Origin of the sequence: Alitiscatomonas sp. (assembly GCF_037242085.1) — a bacterium.
GTDB lineage: Bacteria > Bacillota > Clostridia > Lachnospirales > Lachnospiraceae > Alitiscatomonas > Alitiscatomonas aceti.
This window is the reverse complement of record NZ_JAXXBR010000101.1, coordinates 1-17,473: the sequence shown is the minus strand read 5'-3', so window position 1 is coordinate 17,473 and position 17,473 is coordinate 1. Positions and strand designations below refer to the sequence as shown.

General features: G+C 53.1%; 21 protein-coding genes and 1 tRNA gene. 4 read left to right on the top strand and 18 right to left on the bottom strand.

Features of this window, described 5'->3' with window-relative positions; all coding sequences use genetic code 11:
- Positions 1–891, top strand: an 891-nt coding sequence (locus WIH05_RS10955; protein WP_337425373.1) for a DUF4397 domain-containing protein, incomplete at its 5' end; no start/stop codon positions are given.
- A 62-nt stretch (positions 892–953) separates the two neighbouring features.
- On the opposite strand, the gene rlmB is transcribed toward WIH05_RS10955, so the two are convergent.
- The 12 genes from rlmB to WIH05_RS10895 form a co-directional block, all read right to left on the bottom strand.
- On the bottom strand, positions 954–1,700 hold the full coding sequence (gene rlmB / locus WIH05_RS10950; protein WP_158357390.1) for a 23S rRNA (guanosine(2251)-2'-O)-methyltransferase RlmB: 747 nt from the start codon (positions 1,698–1,700) through the stop codon (positions 954–956).
- The gene (locus WIH05_RS10945; RefSeq protein ID WP_337425372.1) at positions 1,697–2,152 is read right to left on the bottom strand and encodes a ribonuclease III domain-containing protein; all 456 of its coding nucleotides are present in this window, start codon (positions 2,150–2,152) and stop codon (positions 1,697–1,699) included. The genes rlmB and WIH05_RS10945 overlap by 4 nt, the downstream gene beginning before the upstream one ends.
- A complete protein-coding gene (cysS, locus tag WIH05_RS10940) occupies positions 2,137–3,546 on the bottom strand; it encodes a cysteine--tRNA ligase (RefSeq protein WP_022273297.1) in 1,410 nt (469 codons plus the stop codon). The genes WIH05_RS10945 and cysS overlap by 16 nt, the downstream gene beginning before the upstream one ends.
- Before the next feature lie 16 nt (positions 3,547–3,562).
- Positions 3,563–4,105: a 2-C-methyl-D-erythritol 2,4-cyclodiphosphate synthase gene (ispF, locus tag WIH05_RS10935; protein WP_337425371.1), complete on the bottom strand. Its 543-nt coding sequence runs from the start codon at positions 4,103–4,105 to the stop codon at positions 3,563–3,565.
- Positions 4,106–4,135: 30 nt separating this feature from the next.
- The gene (locus WIH05_RS10930) at positions 4,136–5,065 is read right to left on the bottom strand and encodes a diacylglycerol kinase family protein (protein ID WP_022273299.1); all 930 of its coding nucleotides are present in this window, start codon (positions 5,063–5,065) and stop codon (positions 4,136–4,138) included.
- A gap of 142 nt (positions 5,066–5,207) precedes the next feature.
- Positions 5,208–5,281: transfer RNA gene (locus WIH05_RS10925), tRNA-Met, on the bottom strand.
- A gap of 122 nt (positions 5,282–5,403) precedes the next feature.
- Positions 5,404–5,721, bottom strand: a complete 318-nt coding sequence (locus WIH05_RS10920; RefSeq protein ID WP_022273300.1) for a hypothetical protein — start codon at positions 5,719–5,721, stop codon at positions 5,404–5,406.
- A 204-nt stretch (positions 5,722–5,925) separates the two neighbouring features.
- Positions 5,926–6,732 carry an ABC transporter permease gene (locus WIH05_RS10915; RefSeq protein WP_022273301.1) on the bottom strand — a complete coding sequence of 269 codons (807 nt, stop codon included), beginning with the start codon at positions 6,730–6,732 and terminating at the stop codon, positions 5,926–5,928.
- Between the two features lie 12 nt (positions 6,733–6,744).
- Positions 6,745–7,539, bottom strand: coding sequence for an ABC transporter permease (locus tag WIH05_RS10910; protein WP_022273302.1), 795 nt, complete (start codon positions 7,537–7,539; stop codon positions 6,745–6,747).
- Positions 7,532–8,458: an ABC transporter ATP-binding protein gene (locus tag WIH05_RS10905; RefSeq protein WP_022273303.1), complete on the bottom strand. Its 927-nt coding sequence runs from the start codon at positions 8,456–8,458 to the stop codon at positions 7,532–7,534. Before WIH05_RS10905 ends, WIH05_RS10910 begins: the two co-directional genes overlap by 8 nt.
- 113 nt (positions 8,459–8,571) lie before the next feature.
- Positions 8,572–9,489 (bottom strand): HAMP domain-containing sensor histidine kinase, encoded by a 918-nt coding sequence (locus WIH05_RS10900; protein ID WP_337425370.1) that lies wholly within the window; start codon positions 9,487–9,489, stop codon positions 8,572–8,574.
- 5 nt (positions 9,490–9,494) lie between these two features.
- Positions 9,495–10,187, bottom strand: a complete 693-nt coding sequence (locus WIH05_RS10895; RefSeq protein WP_337425374.1) for a response regulator transcription factor — start codon at positions 10,185–10,187, stop codon at positions 9,495–9,497.
- Between the two features lie 389 nt (positions 10,188–10,576).
- Between WIH05_RS10895 and WIH05_RS10890 the strand changes: the two genes are divergently transcribed.
- On the top strand, positions 10,577–11,170 hold the full coding sequence (locus WIH05_RS10890; protein WP_022273307.1) for a type IV toxin-antitoxin system AbiEi family antitoxin domain-containing protein: 594 nt from the start codon (positions 10,577–10,579) through the stop codon (positions 11,168–11,170).
- On the top strand, positions 11,167–11,991 hold the full coding sequence (locus WIH05_RS10885; RefSeq protein WP_022273308.1) for a nucleotidyl transferase AbiEii/AbiGii toxin family protein: 825 nt from the start codon (positions 11,167–11,169) through the stop codon (positions 11,989–11,991). The genes WIH05_RS10890 and WIH05_RS10885 overlap by 4 nt, the downstream gene beginning before the upstream one ends.
- 180 nt (positions 11,992–12,171) lie before the next feature.
- On the opposite strand, the gene WIH05_RS10880 is transcribed toward WIH05_RS10885, so the two are convergent.
- The 6 genes from WIH05_RS10880 to WIH05_RS10855 all read right to left on the bottom strand — a co-directional run bounded on the left by WIH05_RS10880 (position 12,172) and on the right by WIH05_RS10855 (position 16,651).
- Positions 12,172–12,495, bottom strand: coding sequence for a hypothetical protein (locus WIH05_RS10880; protein WP_022273309.1), 324 nt, complete (start codon positions 12,493–12,495; stop codon positions 12,172–12,174).
- A gap of 112 nt (positions 12,496–12,607) precedes the next feature.
- Positions 12,608–13,489 carry a 3-hydroxy-5-phosphonooxypentane-2,4-dione thiolase gene (gene lsrF, locus WIH05_RS10875; protein ID WP_022273310.1) on the bottom strand — a complete coding sequence of 294 codons (882 nt, stop codon included), beginning with the start codon at positions 13,487–13,489 and terminating at the stop codon, positions 12,608–12,610.
- 4 nt (positions 13,490–13,493) lie between these two features.
- Positions 13,494–14,492 carry a dihydroxyacetone kinase subunit DhaK gene (locus tag WIH05_RS10870; RefSeq protein ID WP_337425369.1) on the bottom strand — a complete coding sequence of 333 codons (999 nt, stop codon included), beginning with the start codon at positions 14,490–14,492 and terminating at the stop codon, positions 13,494–13,496.
- 37 nt (positions 14,493–14,529) lie between these two features.
- Positions 14,530–15,138, bottom strand: a complete 609-nt coding sequence (locus WIH05_RS10865; RefSeq protein WP_022273312.1) for a DAK2 domain-containing protein — start codon at positions 15,136–15,138, stop codon at positions 14,530–14,532.
- A 208-nt stretch (positions 15,139–15,346) separates the two neighbouring features.
- Entirely contained in the window at positions 15,347–16,279 is a 933-nt protein-coding gene (locus WIH05_RS10860; RefSeq protein ID WP_022273313.1) for a sugar-binding domain-containing protein, read from the bottom strand.
- A gap of 117 nt (positions 16,280–16,396) precedes the next feature.
- Positions 16,397–16,651, bottom strand: a complete 255-nt coding sequence (locus WIH05_RS10855; protein WP_022273314.1) for a nuclease SbcCD subunit C — start codon at positions 16,649–16,651, stop codon at positions 16,397–16,399.
- 322 nt (positions 16,652–16,973) lie between these two features.
- Here WIH05_RS10855 and WIH05_RS10850 point away from each other — a divergent pair, with 322 nt between their 5' ends.
- Entirely contained in the window at positions 16,974–17,387 is a 414-nt protein-coding gene (locus tag WIH05_RS10850; RefSeq protein ID WP_022273315.1) for a hypothetical protein, read from the top strand.
- The last annotated feature ends 86 nt before the right edge of the window (positions 17,388–17,473 follow it).

Below are 17,473 nucleotides of genomic sequence, written 5' to 3'. Positions count from 1 at the left end.
GCCGGCGTCCCCACCACGCCTGTGGCGCCTCCGGGCGGTGAGCCTGTCTGGCCGGACAATAACCTGGCCGGCGTCCCCACCACGCCTGTGGCGCCTCCGGGCGGTGAGCCTGTCTGGCCGGACAATAACCTGGCCGGCGTCCCCACCACGCCTGTGGCGCCTCCGGGCGGTGAGCCTGTCTGGCCGGGAAATACGTTTCCGTGGCCGGTGCCTCCGGTCTTTCCCTTCCCTCCGTCCTCTCCCTATTCCAGCCAGGTCCGTTTCTTAAACGCCTCCACCAACGGCCAGGATCTGGACGTATATATCGACGGAAGGAATATTTTTTCCGGTTCCACCTTTGCCACTGTATCCTCCTACATCCAGGTGTCCGACGGCTTCCATACCGTCACTGTGCGCCGTACCAACGGCCCGGCCCTGTACCGGAGGACCCTATCCTTCATTTCCGGGGAAAAGGTGACCATGGTGCTCCTTGACATGCCGGGAGGCATCACCCTGTCCCGTGTCTCCGACATGGGCTGCACCAATATCCCGGCAGGCTACGGCTGCCTCCGGGTGGCCAATATGTCTTACAGCGGCTCCAATTACGACGTACGCACCTTTAATAACCAGATCGTCTTCGGCGGCGTGGGCTTTAAAGAGGTGACCACCTTTAAGCAGACGGCAGCCGGAAACTATACATTTTTCGTCACCGCCTCCCAGGCGTCCCTTACGGGCTTTGCAGAGCTTCCAGTGATCCTCCTGACGGCCATCACCGGCGGCTGCTCCGCCTGTATGGTAAACGACCCGATCATGAGCTTTGGCATCAGCGTGCGGCCCGGCCGGGTCTATACGTCCTACATCATCGGAAATCCCTGGTCCAATCTGTACCGGGTATATACCCTGGAAAGCTGAGCTTCCAGGCCCATGGCACAAAAAAGGCGGGTACGTCAGACCGTACCCGCCCTCTCTGTTTCTTACTTTTTTCCCATCCTCTGTCTCACGATCTCATAAGCCAGCACACCGGCGGCCACAGACGCGTTTAAGGAATCGATCTGTCCCTGCATGGGGATGGAGGCCGTCATATCGCATTTCTCCCGGACCAGCCGGCTGACTCCGTCGCCCTCGTTGCCCACCACCAGGCCGATGGGGCCCGTAAGGTTCACCCGGTACATCACATCCCCGCCCATATCGGCGCAGACGAACCACAGGCCGCGTTTTTTCAGATCCTCGATGGTGGCCGCCAGATTGGTCACCTTTGCCACCGGCGTATAATTCAGCGCCCCGGCTGATGTTCTGGCCACTGTTGCCGTAAGACCGGAAGCGCGGCGTTTGGGAATAATGACGCCGTGGGCCCCTGCCAGATTGGCAGTACGGATGATGGCACCCAGGTTATGGGGATCCTCAATGCCGTCCAGAAGAATCAGAAACGGCGGCTCCCCCTTTTCCTCGGCAGCCTTTAACATATCCTCCACCTCTGCATATTCATAGGCTGCTCCATAAGCGATGACCCCCTGGTGGTGGCCCGTGTCAGACATCTGGTCCAGCCGCTCTTTGGGCACAAAGGTGATGATGGTATCGTGTTTTTTTGCTTCCCGCAAAATGCTCTTTACAGGCCCGTCCTGGCATCCGTCCAGGATAAACAGGCGGTCAATGGGCTTTCCTGCCCGGAATGCCTCCAGGACCGCGTTGCGGCCTTCTATGGTCAGTTCTTCATATCTCATCTTCCGTCTTCCTCTTTCAGTTCTCCGATTTTTTCAAGTCCCAGGCTCACCACCTCTGCGAGCCGGTCAAACCGCTCCGCCAGATAAAGATATCCCACCAGGGCCTCAAAGCCTGTGGCCATGCGGTATTCCTTCATGGTGGCATTTTTAGCCATGGAGCCGGATTTGGCGTTCCTCCCCCGGCGGCAGACCGTCTTTTCCTCTTCGGTCAGTTCCTCCCACACAGCCAGCAGAAGCTCCATCTGGGCCGACGCCTTCACAAGCCCCGCCGTATGCTTATGGAGCTTGTTCACCTGGACGTTGCCGTCGTTGACCACCTTGGTGCGGATCATGATCTCATAGACCGCATCTCCGATATAGGCCAGCACCAGCGGCGAATACTGGGAAGCGTCCGCCTCCTTCAGCCGGAACGCTTCCTTAAACCGGGAAAAAGAGTTTACGCCCGTTTCCATTTTACTCCCTCTCTGGTATCCTCCAGGATGATCCCCATATCCAGGAGCTTTCCTCGGATCTGGTCAGCCAGGGCAAAATCCTTTGCCTTTCTGGCAGCCTGCCTCTGGGCGATCATATCCTCGATCTCAGAATCCAGGATCTCTTCCTTTTTCTCTGTGATGATCCCAAGAACGCCGCAGAGCCGTTCAATGGTCTCCTTCATCCAGCCCACATATGCGCCGGTGCTTTCCGCAGATGCAGTGGAGTTGCTGAGCTTTACCAGCTCGAAGACTGCGGATACGGCGTCGGCCGTATTGAAATCGTCCTCCATGGCCGCTTCGTATTTTTCCACCAGCTCCATGGCCTTTTTCTGGTTTTCCAGTTCTGCGGCGCTCATGGTTCCGGCAGCCGCCTTTTCCTCCAGCTCCTTCAGCTTCTCAACGCCTGTAAGGATACGGTCCAGGCCGTTTTTCGACGCCTCCATCAGCTCCGCGCTGAAATTCAGCGGGCTTCTGTAATGGGCGCTCAGCATAAAGAAACGGAGCACCTGGAGATCATATTTTTCTCCGATCTCCCGTACTGTAAAGAAATTGCCCAGGGATTTGGACATCTTCTTATTATCAATGTTCAGAAAGCCGTTGTGCATCCAGTATCTGGCAAAGGTCACACCGTTGGCCGCCTCACTCTGGGCGATCTCATTTTCGTGGTGGGGGAAGATCAGATCCTCGCCGCCGGCATGGATGTCGATCTCGTCACCCAGGTATCTCTTGGCCATGACCGAGCACTCAATATGCCAGCCGGGACGGCCCTGGCACCAGGGGGACTCCCAGAAGGGCTCTCCTTCCTTTTTGGGCTTCCAGAGCACGAAATCGTTGGGATCCTCTTTGCCCTCTTCACCAGTGACCTTGATCTCACGGAAGCCGGACTGGAGATCGTCCAGGTTTTTATGGGACAGCTTTCCGTAATCCTTGAATTTTCTCACCCGGTAATAAACGGTGCCGTCTGCCGCCGCGTAAGCATAGCCCTTTTCGATCAGGGTGCGGATCATATCCAACATGCCGCCGATCTCCTCTGTGGCCAGGGGATTCTTTGTGGCGGGCATGATATTCATTGCCTCCATATCCTTTCTGCATTCGGCAATATACCGCTTGGAGACCGTATCTGCGTCCACGCCCTCCTCGATGGACTTTTTAATGATCTTGTCGTCCACGTCAGTAAAGTTGGATACAAAATTCACCTCATAGCCCTTATACTCAAAATATCTGCGGACCGTATCGAATACGATCATGGGACGGGCGTTTCCGATATGGATCAGGTTATAGACCGTGGGGCCGCAGACATACATTTTTACTTTTCCCGGCTCCACCGGAACGAACTCTTCTTTTCTTCTGGAAAGGGTATTATAGATTTTCATGGTCTTCTCCTCTTTTTTATTCTTTCTGACAGCCGGGACAGCCCGTACAGCCTCCCGCATCCATCCGGTCCACCGGATCGTAATCTGCCACCGTGGAGAGCAGGCACACGGCCTGGGCCGCGATCCCCTCGCCGTTTCCCGTAAAGCCCAGCCCCTCCTCTGTGGTAGCCTTAACGCTGACCCGGTCTCTCTCCAGTCCCAGGGCGTCTGCGATATTCTCCATCATCCCCGGCCGGTACGGCAGAAGCTTCGGCTTCTGGGCGATCACCGTTGAATCGATATTCTCAATGAGGAACCCGTTTTCCGCCAGGATCTCTCCCACCCGTTTTAAAAGGGAAAGGCTGGAGATCCCCTTATACGCCTCGTCGGAATCCGGGAAATGCTGCCCGATATCTCCCAGGGCAGCCGCTCCCAGGAGCGCATCCATAATGGCGTGCAGCAGTACGTCTGCATCTGAATGACCCAGAAGCCCTTTTTCATAGGGAATGTCCACACCCCCCAGAATCAACTTCCTGCCTTCCGTCAGCCGGTGTACATCGTATCCCTGACCGATCCTCATACTCATTCTCCTTTGCCATTGATATTTATTCTAAGCGCTGATCATCCGGATCTTCCTGGGGATGCACCGGATCTGCATATCCTGCTGGCACATACAGCTTTCCCCGTCCACATGGACCGCCAGGGGCCGCTCCAGATGGACCGCCACCTCGCTGCATTCAAAGCTCCTGACACCGCGCTCTTTCTTTCTTACCCCTGCGATCACGTCCAGGACCGGCCCGAACATCCTCCGCTTCAGAGAGCTGTTGGCCACGTAGACCGTCATCTTCCCGCTGTCCTCCGGTACCTCCTGTCCGCGTCTTGGCCTCTTCTTTTTCTCCTGCCCCATCCGGATCGTGATAAAGTAGATATAATTGAATTCCACCTTCCTTACGCCGTCCAGGAGCAGATGCCCCCGCACCGGACGCGCCAGCGCCAGCTGCTTTAACGCCAGTACCACCTTCAGCATTCCGGTCATATGAAGCCGGTTCATCTGGCTGCGGACGGGACAGCACAGCAGGTTATGGCAGACGGCCGCATCCAGTCCCACGCCGCACCTTCCGGCAAACCTCCGGTTAAAGATCTCATCCTCCCCGCAGGTCACAACGCCGTAATCCAGCAGTTCATAATATTGCGGATGGAGGACGTGCCTGCACTGGACCCTTACCTTACTGTGCGGCCGGCTCCTCCGGGAAAGGGCGTTCCGGAATCCCGCTGGGACGTAGCCCAGGGTCACCATCCCTTTAAAGGACACTCCGTTTAAAACTTCGTTATACGTCCCCTCTCCGCCTACGATAATGATCGTCTTCGGTTCATTTTTATCGGCGGTCAGCGCCCTGGCGATCTCAGCCGCATCTCCCCGGTTTTCCGTAAAAAACACCCGGTATTCCCGTCCTTCATTTTCCAGCTGCTTCTCCAGCCTTTTCCATATGCGATACCCCTTACCAGTTCCTGCACTGGGATTTACGATAAACTGATACATGGAACCCTCCGTTTTATCCTGCTGGTATTACATAAATCATATAATATACAACGAAATTATATTTAGTATACCACAGAATACGGAAAAAAGATAAGAAAATTTCTATAAAAAAGGGGACCCTGTATTCAGGATCCCATTTTAGTAGCGGAAGGGAGATTCGAACTCTCGACACTACGGGTATGAACCGTATGCTCTAGCCAACTGAGCTATTCCGCCACGCTTTGCTCAACGAACATTAGGATACCATGTTTAGAATAAAATGTCAACAATAATTTTATTTTTCATGGATTCCGTGAATGCTCTGTGAAAAATCCTGGTAAAAGCAGGACTTCCGCCCCCTACTGCCTTGAGCGGAATACGATCTCCCACCGGGACGGCCTGGCATAAAAGATCAGGGCAAAATCCTGGACCAGGCCGCCGATGACCGCATTGCACAAAAACTGCTTTGAAGCGATCCCGTTGCACAGAATATCCTCTGACGATGAGATATTGATGTTCCTGACGCAGATGACCTCCCCGTCGTCGCCCTTAAATTTAACAGAAACCGGATACAGCTCCCGTCCGGCAGGAAACCACGCCATACAGGCAGCCTCTCTCCGGTCGCCTTTGACGGTCCCATCATCCAGATTTGAATTTCCCAATGCCCGATATTCCATTCCAGCCATCCTCTCTTTCCCACACAGCTTTATACGCAGAGGAGACGGTCTGCCGTATCATCCCCCGTTTCAAAAAAGAACGTATGTTCTATTCTTATTATACGAACATTTGTTCTGTGTGTCAAGATGAAAAAACTGGAACATGTGGACCGGCACAGCCAAAGGTCCTGAAAAAAGCCTCCGGAAACCACGGGCCGCAGCCCCTTACAGCGGCGCAGCCCTTCTCGCCTTCCCCCTGGCACTGGCCTGCCTGCGAGGACGCATCTCTTTTTTCTTACGGGACCGCAAAAGCAGCAGCCCTGTCCAGAGGACCATAACGCCAACCCCGGCGGCGGCCAGCCCCGGATCCGGAGCCGCGGTCATCCCGGCATATCCGCTCAGATCGAAGCCCGCCAGGACCAGCGCAGCCGAAAACGGATACAGGCTGGAAAGGACGCCGCCTTTGAAGAACAGCATGCTGTACCCCAGGAAGAACGCCAGGATGGAGCCTCCCAGATAAGCCCCGCGGATCTGTCCAAAGATCAGGATCAGGGGCATACAGACCAGACTTGTAGTAAAGGCAGCCGCCACGATCTGCGTACTGCCATGAAAAAGCACCTCCGCAGTCAGTCCCGGCAGGCCGGCCGCCAGTCCAGTGACCAGGGTAACGCCGACACTGTATATTCCCAGAAAGACTGCAAGCATGCCGGTCAGAAGCAGCTTTGTCCCCAGAAGCCCTGGCATGGAAACAGGGACCGCCATGATATTTTTCAGCGTATCATGGGAAGACTCCCTGTCCATGAGCCAGGCGCCTGTCATCACCAGTGAAATGGGCAGAAATATCTGGGTGTTGCCCCAGACAACATTGGCAAAAAGCGTCTGGATATCATAGTCCGGATCCCGGTATTCCGCCTCAATGATCATCTGGCTTCCATATTGTACCAGAGGGCAGAGCCCAAGGGCCACAAGCCCTACCAGAAGGATCTGGCACCGGCGCAGCTTCAGTAATTCTGCTCTTAACAGATTCCACATGATCCCACCTCCTTAAATCTCCTGACGCCGGAAGGCCATCGCGATCAGCGTCAGAAAAACAATGGCTTCCACAACGATCACACTGAACACCTGGGCGCGGCCGAGAAAATACGGGCTGATCCGCTCCAGCAGCTCTGCCAGCTCCGCGCTTGTCCGGCTCTGGTCATAAAACTGGAAGGTCCAGCGGAAAGCCAGCGGTCCCGGAAGCAGGGTACCGATGTTCAGCCCAAAGGGCTGCGTCAGAAAGAGATCGTTCATGGAAAAGATATAATTCACAATGGTGTAAAAAAAGGTGATCACAACGGACACGATATAATTTTTATTGAGAAGGACCACCAGAAGAATGCAGGGAAGCGCTCCGGCCCACATGATCACTCCCTCTTCCAGCCCAACCCAGAACAGCGTCCAGAACCCAACCGGCTCCCATCCCTGGACCAGCAGGACCGCAAGATTCACCAGGCCTCCCGCCGCCATGAAGCCAACGGCAAACAGCAGCAGGACCAGCATTTTGGAAAGCACCAGCTTCGTCCGGTCCACGGGTATGGCCGCAAGGTTTTTCAGAGTATCATGGTCCAGCTCCTGAAACAGCAGGCTGGAAGCCAGGATCACAAGAAGCGGCATCAGAAGCAGATATGCGCTGAGCTGGAACAGGCTGGACATCACTCCGTTTACAGCATCCACATCCGTATTCACATCTGACAGAAAAAAAACGTACGCCAACGGCATGAAAACGGAAAGCACCAGGGAAATAAATACCAGGGGCCTGCGTTTCAGCTTCAGAAATTCACATTCCATCAGTCTAAGCAATCCCCTCGCCTCCCGTCACACGCCTGAAATAATCCTCCAGGCTTTCTTCACAGGTATGGGCCTCCGATACCTCCAGTCCGTTTTCCACAAAGGCAGTTACAACTTTTCCGACCGGCAGATCAAGATTGTGGAGCTGCAGCCTGTGGTCATCCTGGATGGAGAAACGGGTTTCATGGAAGCTGCACTCCAGGATCCTTGCGGCCTGGGCGGTGTCGGAAAGCGTAAAACGGACATGCCTGCCGCTTTTCTGCTCCAGTCTGGCAAGGCTTTCCTCTTCCAGCAGTGTGCCGTGGTCAATGATCCCAATATCGTCCGCCAGCAGGGAAATTTCCGAAAGGATATGGCTGGAGATCAGAATGGTCTTCCCTCCTGTATCACAGAGCTCCCGGATAAATGAACGCACCTCTGCAATGCCGATGGGATCAAGCCCATTGATGGGCTCATCCAGGATCAGAAGCTCCGGATCGTGCATAATGGCAAGGGCAATGGCAAGCCGCTGCTTCATGCCAAGGGAATACTGGGAAAAGAGCTTTTTGTCTTTATAAGGCAGCCCCACCAGATCCAGGGCATCCCTGATGGCATGACCGTTTGGCACGCCCCGCAGAATGGCAAAGATACGCAGATTTTCCGCAGCGGTCAGATTGGGATAAAAGCCGGGGGACTCGATCAGGCTGCCGATGCGGGGCAGGATCTTCTTTTCATTCCCCTGCAAAGGATTTCCCCAGATCCGCACCTCGCCGGACGTGGGCTTCGTCAGTCCCAGCAGCATTTTCATGGTGGTCGTTTTTCCGGCCCCGTTCCTCCCCAGCAGACCATAGATCCTCCCGCGCTTCACATGGATACTTAAGTCAGCCACGCTCTTTTGCGGGCCATACTGCTTGGTCAGGTTTCTTGTTTCAATGATGGTATTTGTGTCCATAGGCAAACCTCCTGTTCTGTAAGGGATTCTATCACGCCATCCTTGCATGAACCTTGCCGCAGCCTTGCAAAAACCTTGCAGTTTAAGATCCGGCCAGAATGCCAGGGGGCCGCTCACTCATCCAGGGGGAAAACCAGGGTAAATTCTGTTCCTTTTCCCGGTGTGCTTTCCACAGTGATGCTGCCTCCCATCTTTTCCACAAGCTGATGGACAATGGAAAGGCCCAGCCCGCTGCCCTTCTGGGACCGGCCCTTATCACACTTATACAGCCGTTCAAAAATATGCTTCAGATCTTCCTTCCCGATCCCCACGCCATTGTCCGCCACCAGCAGCTTCATGGCAGCTCCCTGTTCTGACAGAGCGATCTTAATTTCATCCCCGCCGCTGTGGGCGACCGCATTCTGGATGAGATTGTTTATGATCCTCATATATCCGTCTGCGTCGAGCCTTACCCGGACCGGACGCTCGGGAATGTCAATGTCGTAACCAATCTCCTTATCCTCAAAGACCGGGATCCAGTCGATCAGGATATTTCTTGTGAGCTCTGCCGCTTCAGCAGGACGGATCTCCATGGCAAACTCATTGGAATTCAACCTGAACCAGTCAAAGAGAACGTCAATATATTCTTTCAGATCGTGGGCCTTCCGGCGGGCCGTTTCGATATATTCATCCCGGTCCCTGCCCGCAGCAAGTCCTTTGTGGGCGGCGTCAAGATATCCGATGAGTGTTGTAAGGGGTGTCCGGACATCATGGGAAAGGCTGGTCATAAGCTGGCGGTTTGCCTCCTCTGTCTGCCGCACCGCAGAAAGCCTGCGTTCATAGGACACAACGATCTCATTGATCTCATAGGCAATGGGGGCTGCCAGCTCATTTGCGGCGGACAGGATCCGGCGGCCGCCATTTCCGTTTTTCACGTCAGCCAGAGCGTCTGCGATCTCCGCGATCTGCTCTTTTGCCCGCCGGATGCGGTACCAGGAGGACAGGACCGCCAGAGCCGCGGTCAGAATGGACAGAAAAACAAGGATCTCCATACCAGCTATACCTCCTTATTAAAGCGGTAGCCGATCCCTTTGATGGTCTGGATATACTTTGGGCTTGAAGGAGCGGCCTCCAGTTTTTTTCGGAGCCGGCTGATGACCGCCATGATATTGCTGTCGTCATAGAGATATTCGTCTCCCCAGACATTTTCATAGATCTGCTTCTTGGTCAGGATCTTTCCCTGATTTTTTGCACAGTATAACAGAAGGTCAAATTCCTTCGGAGGAAGCTCAAGGGTACTGTTTTCCACAGTGACCAGACGGGCTTCCGGATCGATCTCCAGTCCGTCAAATACAAGTTTCTGCACTGCCCCATCCGGCTGGTTAAAACGGGTATAACGGCGGATCAGCGAAACGATACGGGCGATCAGCTCCTCCATATCAAAGGGCTTTGTCAGATAATCGTCCGCTCCGGCCCGCAGCCCCCGCACCTTTGAGATACTGTCATTCCTCGATGTGAACATCAGGATCGGAAGGCTGCTTTCCTTCCGGATCTCCTCCAGGGTCTCAAAGCCGTCCATGCCCGGCATCATCACATCCAGTATCACAAGCTGGTACTCCCTTTCCCTCAATTTCAAAAGGCCGGCCTTTCCTGTATTGCAGAAATCGGCTTCTATATTTTCGGATAATACGCTGCGTTTGATCAGAACGCACAGCTCCTTGTCATCATCTATGATCAAAATCCGGTTCATGGCAAAACCCCTTTCCCTGTTTTGTCCGGCCGTCCGCCGGCTTCTTGCCAGACGATGCTTCCTGCGGCCATCATCCTCTGCTCCAGTCCCCGTCTCTGGCTTTTCCATTATAATTCTCCCGGCCATACAATACAAGTATGCATCCCTCCCCATTCTCCGATTCTAAAAGTCCCGGAGCACGCGTTCCTATGATATGGCACTGGCTTTTTACGGTTCGTGCCTTTTCCCTTGTTTGGTTTTGGGGGTATGGTAAATGTTTCATTTAAAATCGATGTTTACTTTTATCATAATTTAATTGTAAATATTTTTTGAATGTGCATTTAATTGTATTGACTTACATCATAATTATGTGTATAATATTATTAGGTTGTTATAATTGAGGTGAATGTATGGATTACATAACTGAACTCGCCGCTATTGCAAAATCGCATGGAGGAATTATCGAAACCAAGATAGCAGCACAGCATGGCATCTCCAAAGCAATGCTTTATAAATTGTGTAAAGAAGATAAGATCCATCGCATTGTAAAAGGACAGTATATCCTTCCGGATGATATGCAGGATGAGCTGCTAGCGATCAGCAATCGCTCTAAAAAAGTAATTTTTTCTCACGAAACTGCGCTCTACCTTCATGGAATTTCTGACCGCACACCGTTTGAACATACGATCACTGCACCCTCCGGCTGTATCCCATCCGCTGCAATTAAATCTGAATGCAAGGTATATTACATCAAGCCTGATTTGTTTGAACTTGGAAAAACAACTCTGAGAACACCCGCAGGAAATGATGTTCCCGCATACGATCTTGAACGCACAATTTGTGATGTGATCCGCAGCCGGAACAAATTGGGAACAGAAACTTTCCTCGCGGCGTTAAAGCTGTATGCGGCAACCCCAAAAAAAGATTTGAACAAATTAAACTCTTACGCAAAAAAAATGCGGGTATCCAACGTCCTGCGTCAATATTTGGAGGTGCTTCTATGAGTAAAGCAATGAGTCTGAAAGCGAGAATCCGCAATATCGCCAGACAGAAGAATATCCCTGCACAGGTCATTTTGCAAAACTATATGTTTGAGCGTCTGCTCGTCCGTCTTTCCGCTTCCGACTACAAAGAAAAGTTTGTATTAAAGGGCGGTATGCTGGTGGCTGCGATTGTTGGATTGGACAACCGCGCAACCATGGATATGGATACCACTCTCAAAAATCTGCCCCTTACACCAGAAGCAATCCGCAGTGCATTGGAAGATATTTGTGATATTGCATTTGATGATGGAGTTGTATTTGAAATCAGAACTATTTCTCCCATCCGTGAAGATGATATTTATGGCGGATACCGTGTCATGCTGAATGCAAAGCTGGATACTCTTCTGACTCCGCTCAGCATTGATGTATCCGCCGGCGACGCGATCACGCCCCATGCAGTCCAGTACAACTTTTTTGAAATTTTTGATGATGGGCAATCATACGAACTGTGGGCATATAACATCGAAACTGTTATGGCAGAAAAGGTGGAAACCATTTTGCGGCGCGGCGTATTCAATACCCGTCCAAGAGATTTTTACGATGCTTACATACTGACGACAACACAGAAATTTGATAAAGCTGTGTTTGCAGAGGCACTGAGAGCAACCGCAGACCATCGCGGCACCACTCAGCGGATCGCAGATGTTCCCGCTATTCTTCACGATATCGAAGAAAATCCGGAACTTCAGATTATGTGGAACAAATACCGCAGACAGTTTGCCTATGCAAAGGAAATCGAATATATATCGATCATTACGGTTTTGAGGCAACTGCTGCTATAACATAAAAACATAACACAGGTCTGTTTTTCTCTGATAAAAATGCTTTTACGGGTACAAAAGAAGCGATACCTGGTTATCAAAAACCAGATATCGCTGACTTTTGTTTAGCCCCCCATCCGACAGACACCGGGACCCCGCCTTTCGTCTGACGGCCCGGGCCAGAAGCCCGGGCTATGGATCTTATGCCTCCTGATACAGTTCTAAGATCGCTCCGTCCTTCCATACAAAGGCCAGCTGATCGCCCTTGCCATTGGCGTCCATGGGACCGCAGATAACAGAATCCGCATCGTCGATGTATTTCTGAAGATCGTCCACCTTATACGCCACATGGGGATTGCGGTGGAGGACCTCCGGGAATGGTGTTCCCTCCTCAAATTTCAGATACTCGATCTTGTAATCATAGTCGTCCACGCTGCTGACCCAGAACCTGGCCCCCTCATTATAGACCATGCCGGGCTTTTTATTGGTGACCGGGATACCGATGTGCATATATTCAGCTGCCATGCTCGTTCCTCCTGTTTCTTCCATGAATATTTCTGCGCTTCAGGCGCCTTCCCCCGGAGATCCTCCCCCGGGCGGAGGCTTTTTTATCAGGCGCACCGCACAGATAAAAATGTTACTGGTTTTTCACCGTTTCGTAAACCTCAAAGGCCTGCTTCGGGGTATACCCCTCATGGACCACCTTGCCGATGGCCTGGGCCATACCGGCCGGACAGTCGGACTGGAAGATATTTCTTCCCATATCCACGCCATGGGCGCCTTCCTGGATCGCCCTGTAAGCCATCTCCAGGGCCTCCAGCTCCGGAAGCTTCTTTCCTCCGGCGATGACGATGGGGACCGGACATGCGGCAGCCACGCGCTCAAAGCCGTCGCAGTAGTAGCTCTTTACGATATTGGCTCCGTTTTCCGCCAGCACGCGGGTGGCTAAAAGGAAGAACTTTTCAGTCCTCTCCATCTGCTTTCCAACAGCAACCACCCCCAGGGTCGGGATCCCGTAACGGGCTCCGGCGTCAGCGGTGCGGGATAAAAGCTCCAGGGAACGGCTTTCGCCGGGCGCACCGATAAAGGTCTGCACGGCCATGCAGTCGGCGTTCATGCGGATGGCATTTTCAATGTCGCAGGCGATCCCTCCGCCGTTGGACATATCGTCATAAAGAACCGTGGAATCGTAGGTCACCCGGACGCATTTTGCCACAGGAGCCGCCGGGGAGATACAGGAACGGATCATTCCCCTGGTGCCCATCAGGACGTTTACATGGGGGATCAGCGGCGGGATCACCAGGTCGATCCGCTCTAAACCGGCGGTGGGACCCATGATGTAGCCGTGGTCAAAGGCCAGCATCACCGTATTTCCTGACCTGGGATCAAACATCTTCCCCAGACGGTTTTTCATGCCCCAGTCGCAGTGGGCGCTGCCCTTCACATAAAATCCCTCCTGCGTAGCTGGAATATCAAGATGATAATCGTGCGCAGCCTTATTTCCAATATTATCTGCCATAATCTTACTCCTTGCTGTACGCCGGTGTGTGGCACGGCGTGTTCCAGAGACGGATAAATTCGTCGTCCCACTTTGCAATGTTCATCTGGAAGCCTCCGGCCTCCTGGACCGTTAAGATCTCTCCTACCATGCTGGCGGCCACTTCCACGCCCCTTTCCTTTAAGAACTCAACCGTATCCTTAAAGAGGACCAGCATTTCCATCATGGTAGTGGCTCCGCAGCCGTTGATCATCACAAAGGCCCGGTCGCCGGCCTTTAACTCCAGATTCCTGCAGAGGGCATCTGCCACAGTGGCAACGGTCTCCTTGGAGGACTTCATGGGCACGCGGACTCCGCCGCCCTCGCCGTGCTGGCCTGCGCCGATCTCCATCAGATCCGTTTCGCCCAGGTCGCCGAAGGACATCCCGTTCTGCGGATGAGTTGCATCGGTGGATTTCACGGTGATGGAGGCCATGTTCTTTGCATAGCGCTCTGCGATCTCAGCCACCTCGTCAAGGCTCTTTCCCTCTCTGGCCGCAGCTGCGGCGATATGGTAAAGAGCGACAGCCCCTGCCAGTCCCCGTTTATTGTCCTCACCGTTGGGATCAAACTGGATCTCCTCGCCTGTGACCACCTGGCGGACATTGAGGCCTGCCTTCTGGGCCAGCTTCATGGCCTGCTTTCCGGCCAGCTGGTCGCCTGCGTAGTTGAGCGTCAGCAGCAGAACGCCGTGACCTTTGTCAGCCAGTTTCATGGCGTCAAATACCAGCTTCGGGTTGGGGGCCGCAAAAATATCGCCCACTGCCTGCACATCCAGCATTCCTTTTCCGACGAAGCCGGCCTGTGCCGGCTCGTGGCCGGAGCCGCCGTATGTAACGATGGTCACGCGGTCCGCGTCCTTTAAATCCTTACTGATCACCAGATGGCCGTCCACATCAACGATGTCCGGGTAAGCAAGCCCCAGGCCCACTAACTCCTCGTCGGTGATGGTCTCGGGGGCGTTGATAAATTTTTTCATCTTCATAGTAGGTTCCTCCTGTTTTTAATGGATTCCGTTACATTTAAGCCCGGGCCAGGCCGCGGAAGAAATACGCCATGGATACTGCGCCCGCGTCGGGGGTTCCGATGGTCTGGGTCCCGTAGCTTTTGGCCCTTCCAAACCTGGAAACAAACTGCCTGCTTGCCTCGGCGCCGTCGGCAGCTGCTCTGGCGGCAATGGCAAACAGCTCATTTTCATCGCTTCCCTCATAGGCAGCTATGGCCTCGCTGGCAGGGATCAGCGCATCCATCATGGTCTTGTCTCCGACCTTTGCCCCGGATACGCCATCCAACTCCTCAAAAGCCCGTTTAAAGACCGCCTTGATGCCAGGAACATCGATCTCGTCTCCCTCCGGAGCCCCTTCCTGCATTCCGTCCAGCCATGCGTTCCAGAGGGGAACGGCGCTGCCTCCGTTTAACACCATCACGGCCATGGCCGCATCGTCCAGCATTTCTTTGATGCCTCCGTCCGATCCCTTCACGGCGGAATCAATGGCTCCGGCAATTTTTTTCATGGTAAGGCCATGATCGGCGTCGCCGAAATGGGAATCGATCTCGGTCAGCTCCTGTTCCGCCGAAATCACTGAAGCACAGGCGCAGGACAGCCGGTCCGCAAACTCCTCTTTTTTCACAAATGTTACCTCCTTATCCGTACTCGAGCACATATTTGTTACTTATGTTCACAATCATAGCATGCAGGCCCTTGTAAATCAATATCGAAGGAAGCTCCGGCGGTAAATTCTATGTATCCCATATAAATTTAGGAATATTATTATGCATATTGCATAAAAACAAAACCTCTCAAGGATATAAAATATACTCGAGAGGTTACATATGTAACTATTTTTCCAGGATGGAGTGGATAAGGGAGGACCGGGCCACGATGTGGGTCAGAATGCCGGACTTTAAGGCTCCTTTCACCGCCTTGGCGCTGGTATTGGCAGAGCAGACGCCGATGATATTAGGACACTGTTTTAAGGTTTCCAGGGGCACCTGGATGGCAAAATCCTGGTCCGACTGGATCACGGTTCCGTCTTCATTAAAATAGTAGACCAGCATCCGGCCGCAGGCATGGTGCTCCTGGAGAAGGCCGCCGTAGCGCACCAGGGAGGCAAAGTCCGGACTGGAGGGATAGTCGCCGATGTTCACCAGGGCGGTGTCGATCCGCTCCCATTCCTCATGGATCTGCCGGTAGATTTCCGTGGAGCAGAGGATCTGTTTCTCCTCCAGGCTTTCCGGCAGGGCGGGCAGGTAGAGAAAATGCGGGGAGGCTCCCAGCTGCTGGGCCATAAGGCGGACGTTTTCGTTGGACTGGTAGTTGCGGGCGGGAATGCTGGCATTTCCCACCAGCGGACAGATATCGGTGACGGAGCTGCCATGCCGGGGATTTTTTTCCAACCATGTCACCAGCTGGCCGATCAGATGGCCCCAGCCCACGCCCAGACGGCGGCTCTGCAGCTGCTCCAGAAGCTCCACCGCCCCCTGGGAAAGAAGCTGGTTGGTGGAGGCGTCGCCGGCTCCATCCTCCACAAGGATCCCGTCTTTTATGGAGCTTCCGGCACGCAGCCGCTCCAGAAGGCTGGCGGCCTTCACCTCCGGATCATGGACGGTGATCTCCACCACCCCCAGCTGTCTCGCCTCCGTAAGAAGACGGCTGACCATGGGCCGGGAAATGCCCAGCTCCGCGGCAATATCGCTCTGCTTCTGATCGTCTAAATAATACCGGCGGGCAACGTAAGCCAGCCGCCTTCGCTTTTCATGATCTGACTTCAATTCAAGTCCTCCTTTGCGGGTCTGTGCCGAAAAAAACTGGCGCCGGAGGTCATCCCCAGCACCAGCCTTATCTGCGGTTCAGAGCGCCGGCTTATACCGGCTTCCTTTTCCGTCTGTTTAGTTTGCCTCATCCTTCGAGCAATCTGCTTCGTAGCAGTCCAGGATCTTCTTCAGCGCGTCCACGTCCAGACCCTTTTCCTCCATGGTCTGACGGATGGACTCCATCTCCGCATCATGGATCTGATCCAGTACTTCCTTCTCTTTTTCCTTTAAAGCCGCGATCTTTTCTTCGTGGTCCGAAATGTTTTTCCTGATCTTTTCTAATTCCTGGCGCAGCTTATCTGCTGTGGATTTTTTTACACCTCTTGGCATATTCTGTCTCCTCCTGGATGAATTTTTATTAATTCGATTATAGAGAATTTTTGGTCCGCGGTCAATACAAATATGGATAATATTTTCATACTTTCCAGAAACCTTCTGGTCTGTCTCCGGCCGTTCAGGTTTCTCAGCCTTTATTTTCTTATTGCAGGCTCAATCCTCTTTATATTTATGGCGCAGGCATAACGATCCGTGTTTTTAATATTTTAACCATGGATATGTTGTTTTTTATCCCTTTTTTGTGGTATGATCTTTTTAACAAAAGCATGGAAACCCGCAAGCTGTCTGCACTCTGAACGCAAAAAGGGGGAATTGCATGAAAAAAATTATCCCTATTCTTCTTCCCGGCCTGTTCAGTGCAGCCGAGATCCTGGCTGCTCTTTATCTGAAGCGGCAGATCCCGGCTGGATCTGCGGGGCTGTCCATGGCTGCAGACCTGCTGCTGTACGCATGGATCGCCTATAACGGATGCAGCTGGACCATTGGATATAAGAAAATATTTATACATGGCATCTGGTTTTTCCAGGAAGCCGATGTGCTCCTTACCAGAACCGCAAAAAAACCCTTCTTCTGCCTGTGCATCCCGCAGGCCGCCGTCAGTACGATCCTTTTTTTCTGGTTCCTGTTTTCTTTATATCCCTTTCTGGCGGTATTGCCGACGGGAAAAATGCTCTTAATGCTGTCTGCGTACCGCAGGCTGCTCCGCAAAACAACTGCAAAACCGCATTAAAAAGCGCTTACCATCTGGTAAGCGCTTTTCATAGCGGAAGGGAGATTCGAACTCTCGACACTACGGGTATGAACCGTATGCTCTAG

Coding starts and splice junctions, on each gene's coding strand:
- WIH05_RS10895 (WP_337425374.1), bottom strand. CDS start 10,187: ATGAACCGGATTTTGATCATAGATGATGACAAGGAGCTGTGCGTTCTG.
- WIH05_RS10900 (WP_337425370.1), bottom strand. CDS start 9,489: ATGGAGATCCTTGTTTTTCTGTCCATTCTGACCGCGGCTCTGGCGGTC.
- WIH05_RS10870 (WP_337425369.1), bottom strand. CDS start 14,492: ATGAAGATGAAAAAATTTATCAACGCCCCCGAGACCATCACCGACGAG.
- lsrF (WP_022273310.1), bottom strand. CDS start 13,489: ATGGCAGATAATATTGGAAATAAGGCTGCGCACGATTATCATCTTGAT.
- WIH05_RS10855 (WP_022273314.1), bottom strand. CDS start 16,651: ATGCCAAGAGGTGTAAAAAAATCCACAGCAGATAAGCTGCGCCAGGAA.
- WIH05_RS10945 (WP_337425372.1), bottom strand. CDS start 2,152: ATGGAAACGGGCGTAAACTCTTTTTCCCGGTTTAAGGAAGCGTTCCGG.
- ispF (WP_337425371.1), bottom strand. CDS start 4,105: ATGAGGATCGGTCAGGGATACGATGTACACCGGCTGACGGAAGGCAGG.
- WIH05_RS10890 (WP_022273307.1), top strand. CDS start 10,577: ATGGATTACATAACTGAACTCGCCGCTATTGCAAAATCGCATGGAGGA.
- WIH05_RS10930 (WP_022273299.1), bottom strand. CDS start 5,065: ATGTATCAGTTTATCGTAAATCCCAGTGCAGGAACTGGTAAGGGGTAT.
- WIH05_RS10905 (WP_022273303.1), bottom strand. CDS start 8,458: ATGGACACAAATACCATCATTGAAACAAGAAACCTGACCAAGCAGTAT.
- rlmB (WP_158357390.1), bottom strand. CDS start 1,700: ATGAGATATGAAGAACTGACCATAGAAGGCCGCAACGCGGTCCTGGAG.
- cysS (WP_022273297.1), bottom strand. CDS start 3,546: ATGAAAATCTATAATACCCTTTCCAGAAGAAAAGAAGAGTTCGTTCCG.
- WIH05_RS10915 (WP_022273301.1), bottom strand. CDS start 6,732: ATGTGGAATCTGTTAAGAGCAGAATTACTGAAGCTGCGCCGGTGCCAG.
- WIH05_RS10850 (WP_022273315.1), top strand. CDS start 16,974: ATGAAAAAAATTATCCCTATTCTTCTTCCCGGCCTGTTCAGTGCAGCC.
- WIH05_RS10880 (WP_022273309.1), bottom strand. CDS start 12,495: ATGGCAGCTGAATATATGCACATCGGTATCCCGGTCACCAATAAAAAG.
- WIH05_RS10920 (WP_022273300.1), bottom strand. CDS start 5,721: ATGGAATATCGGGCATTGGGAAATTCAAATCTGGATGATGGGACCGTC.
- WIH05_RS10885 (WP_022273308.1), top strand. CDS start 11,167: ATGAGTAAAGCAATGAGTCTGAAAGCGAGAATCCGCAATATCGCCAGA.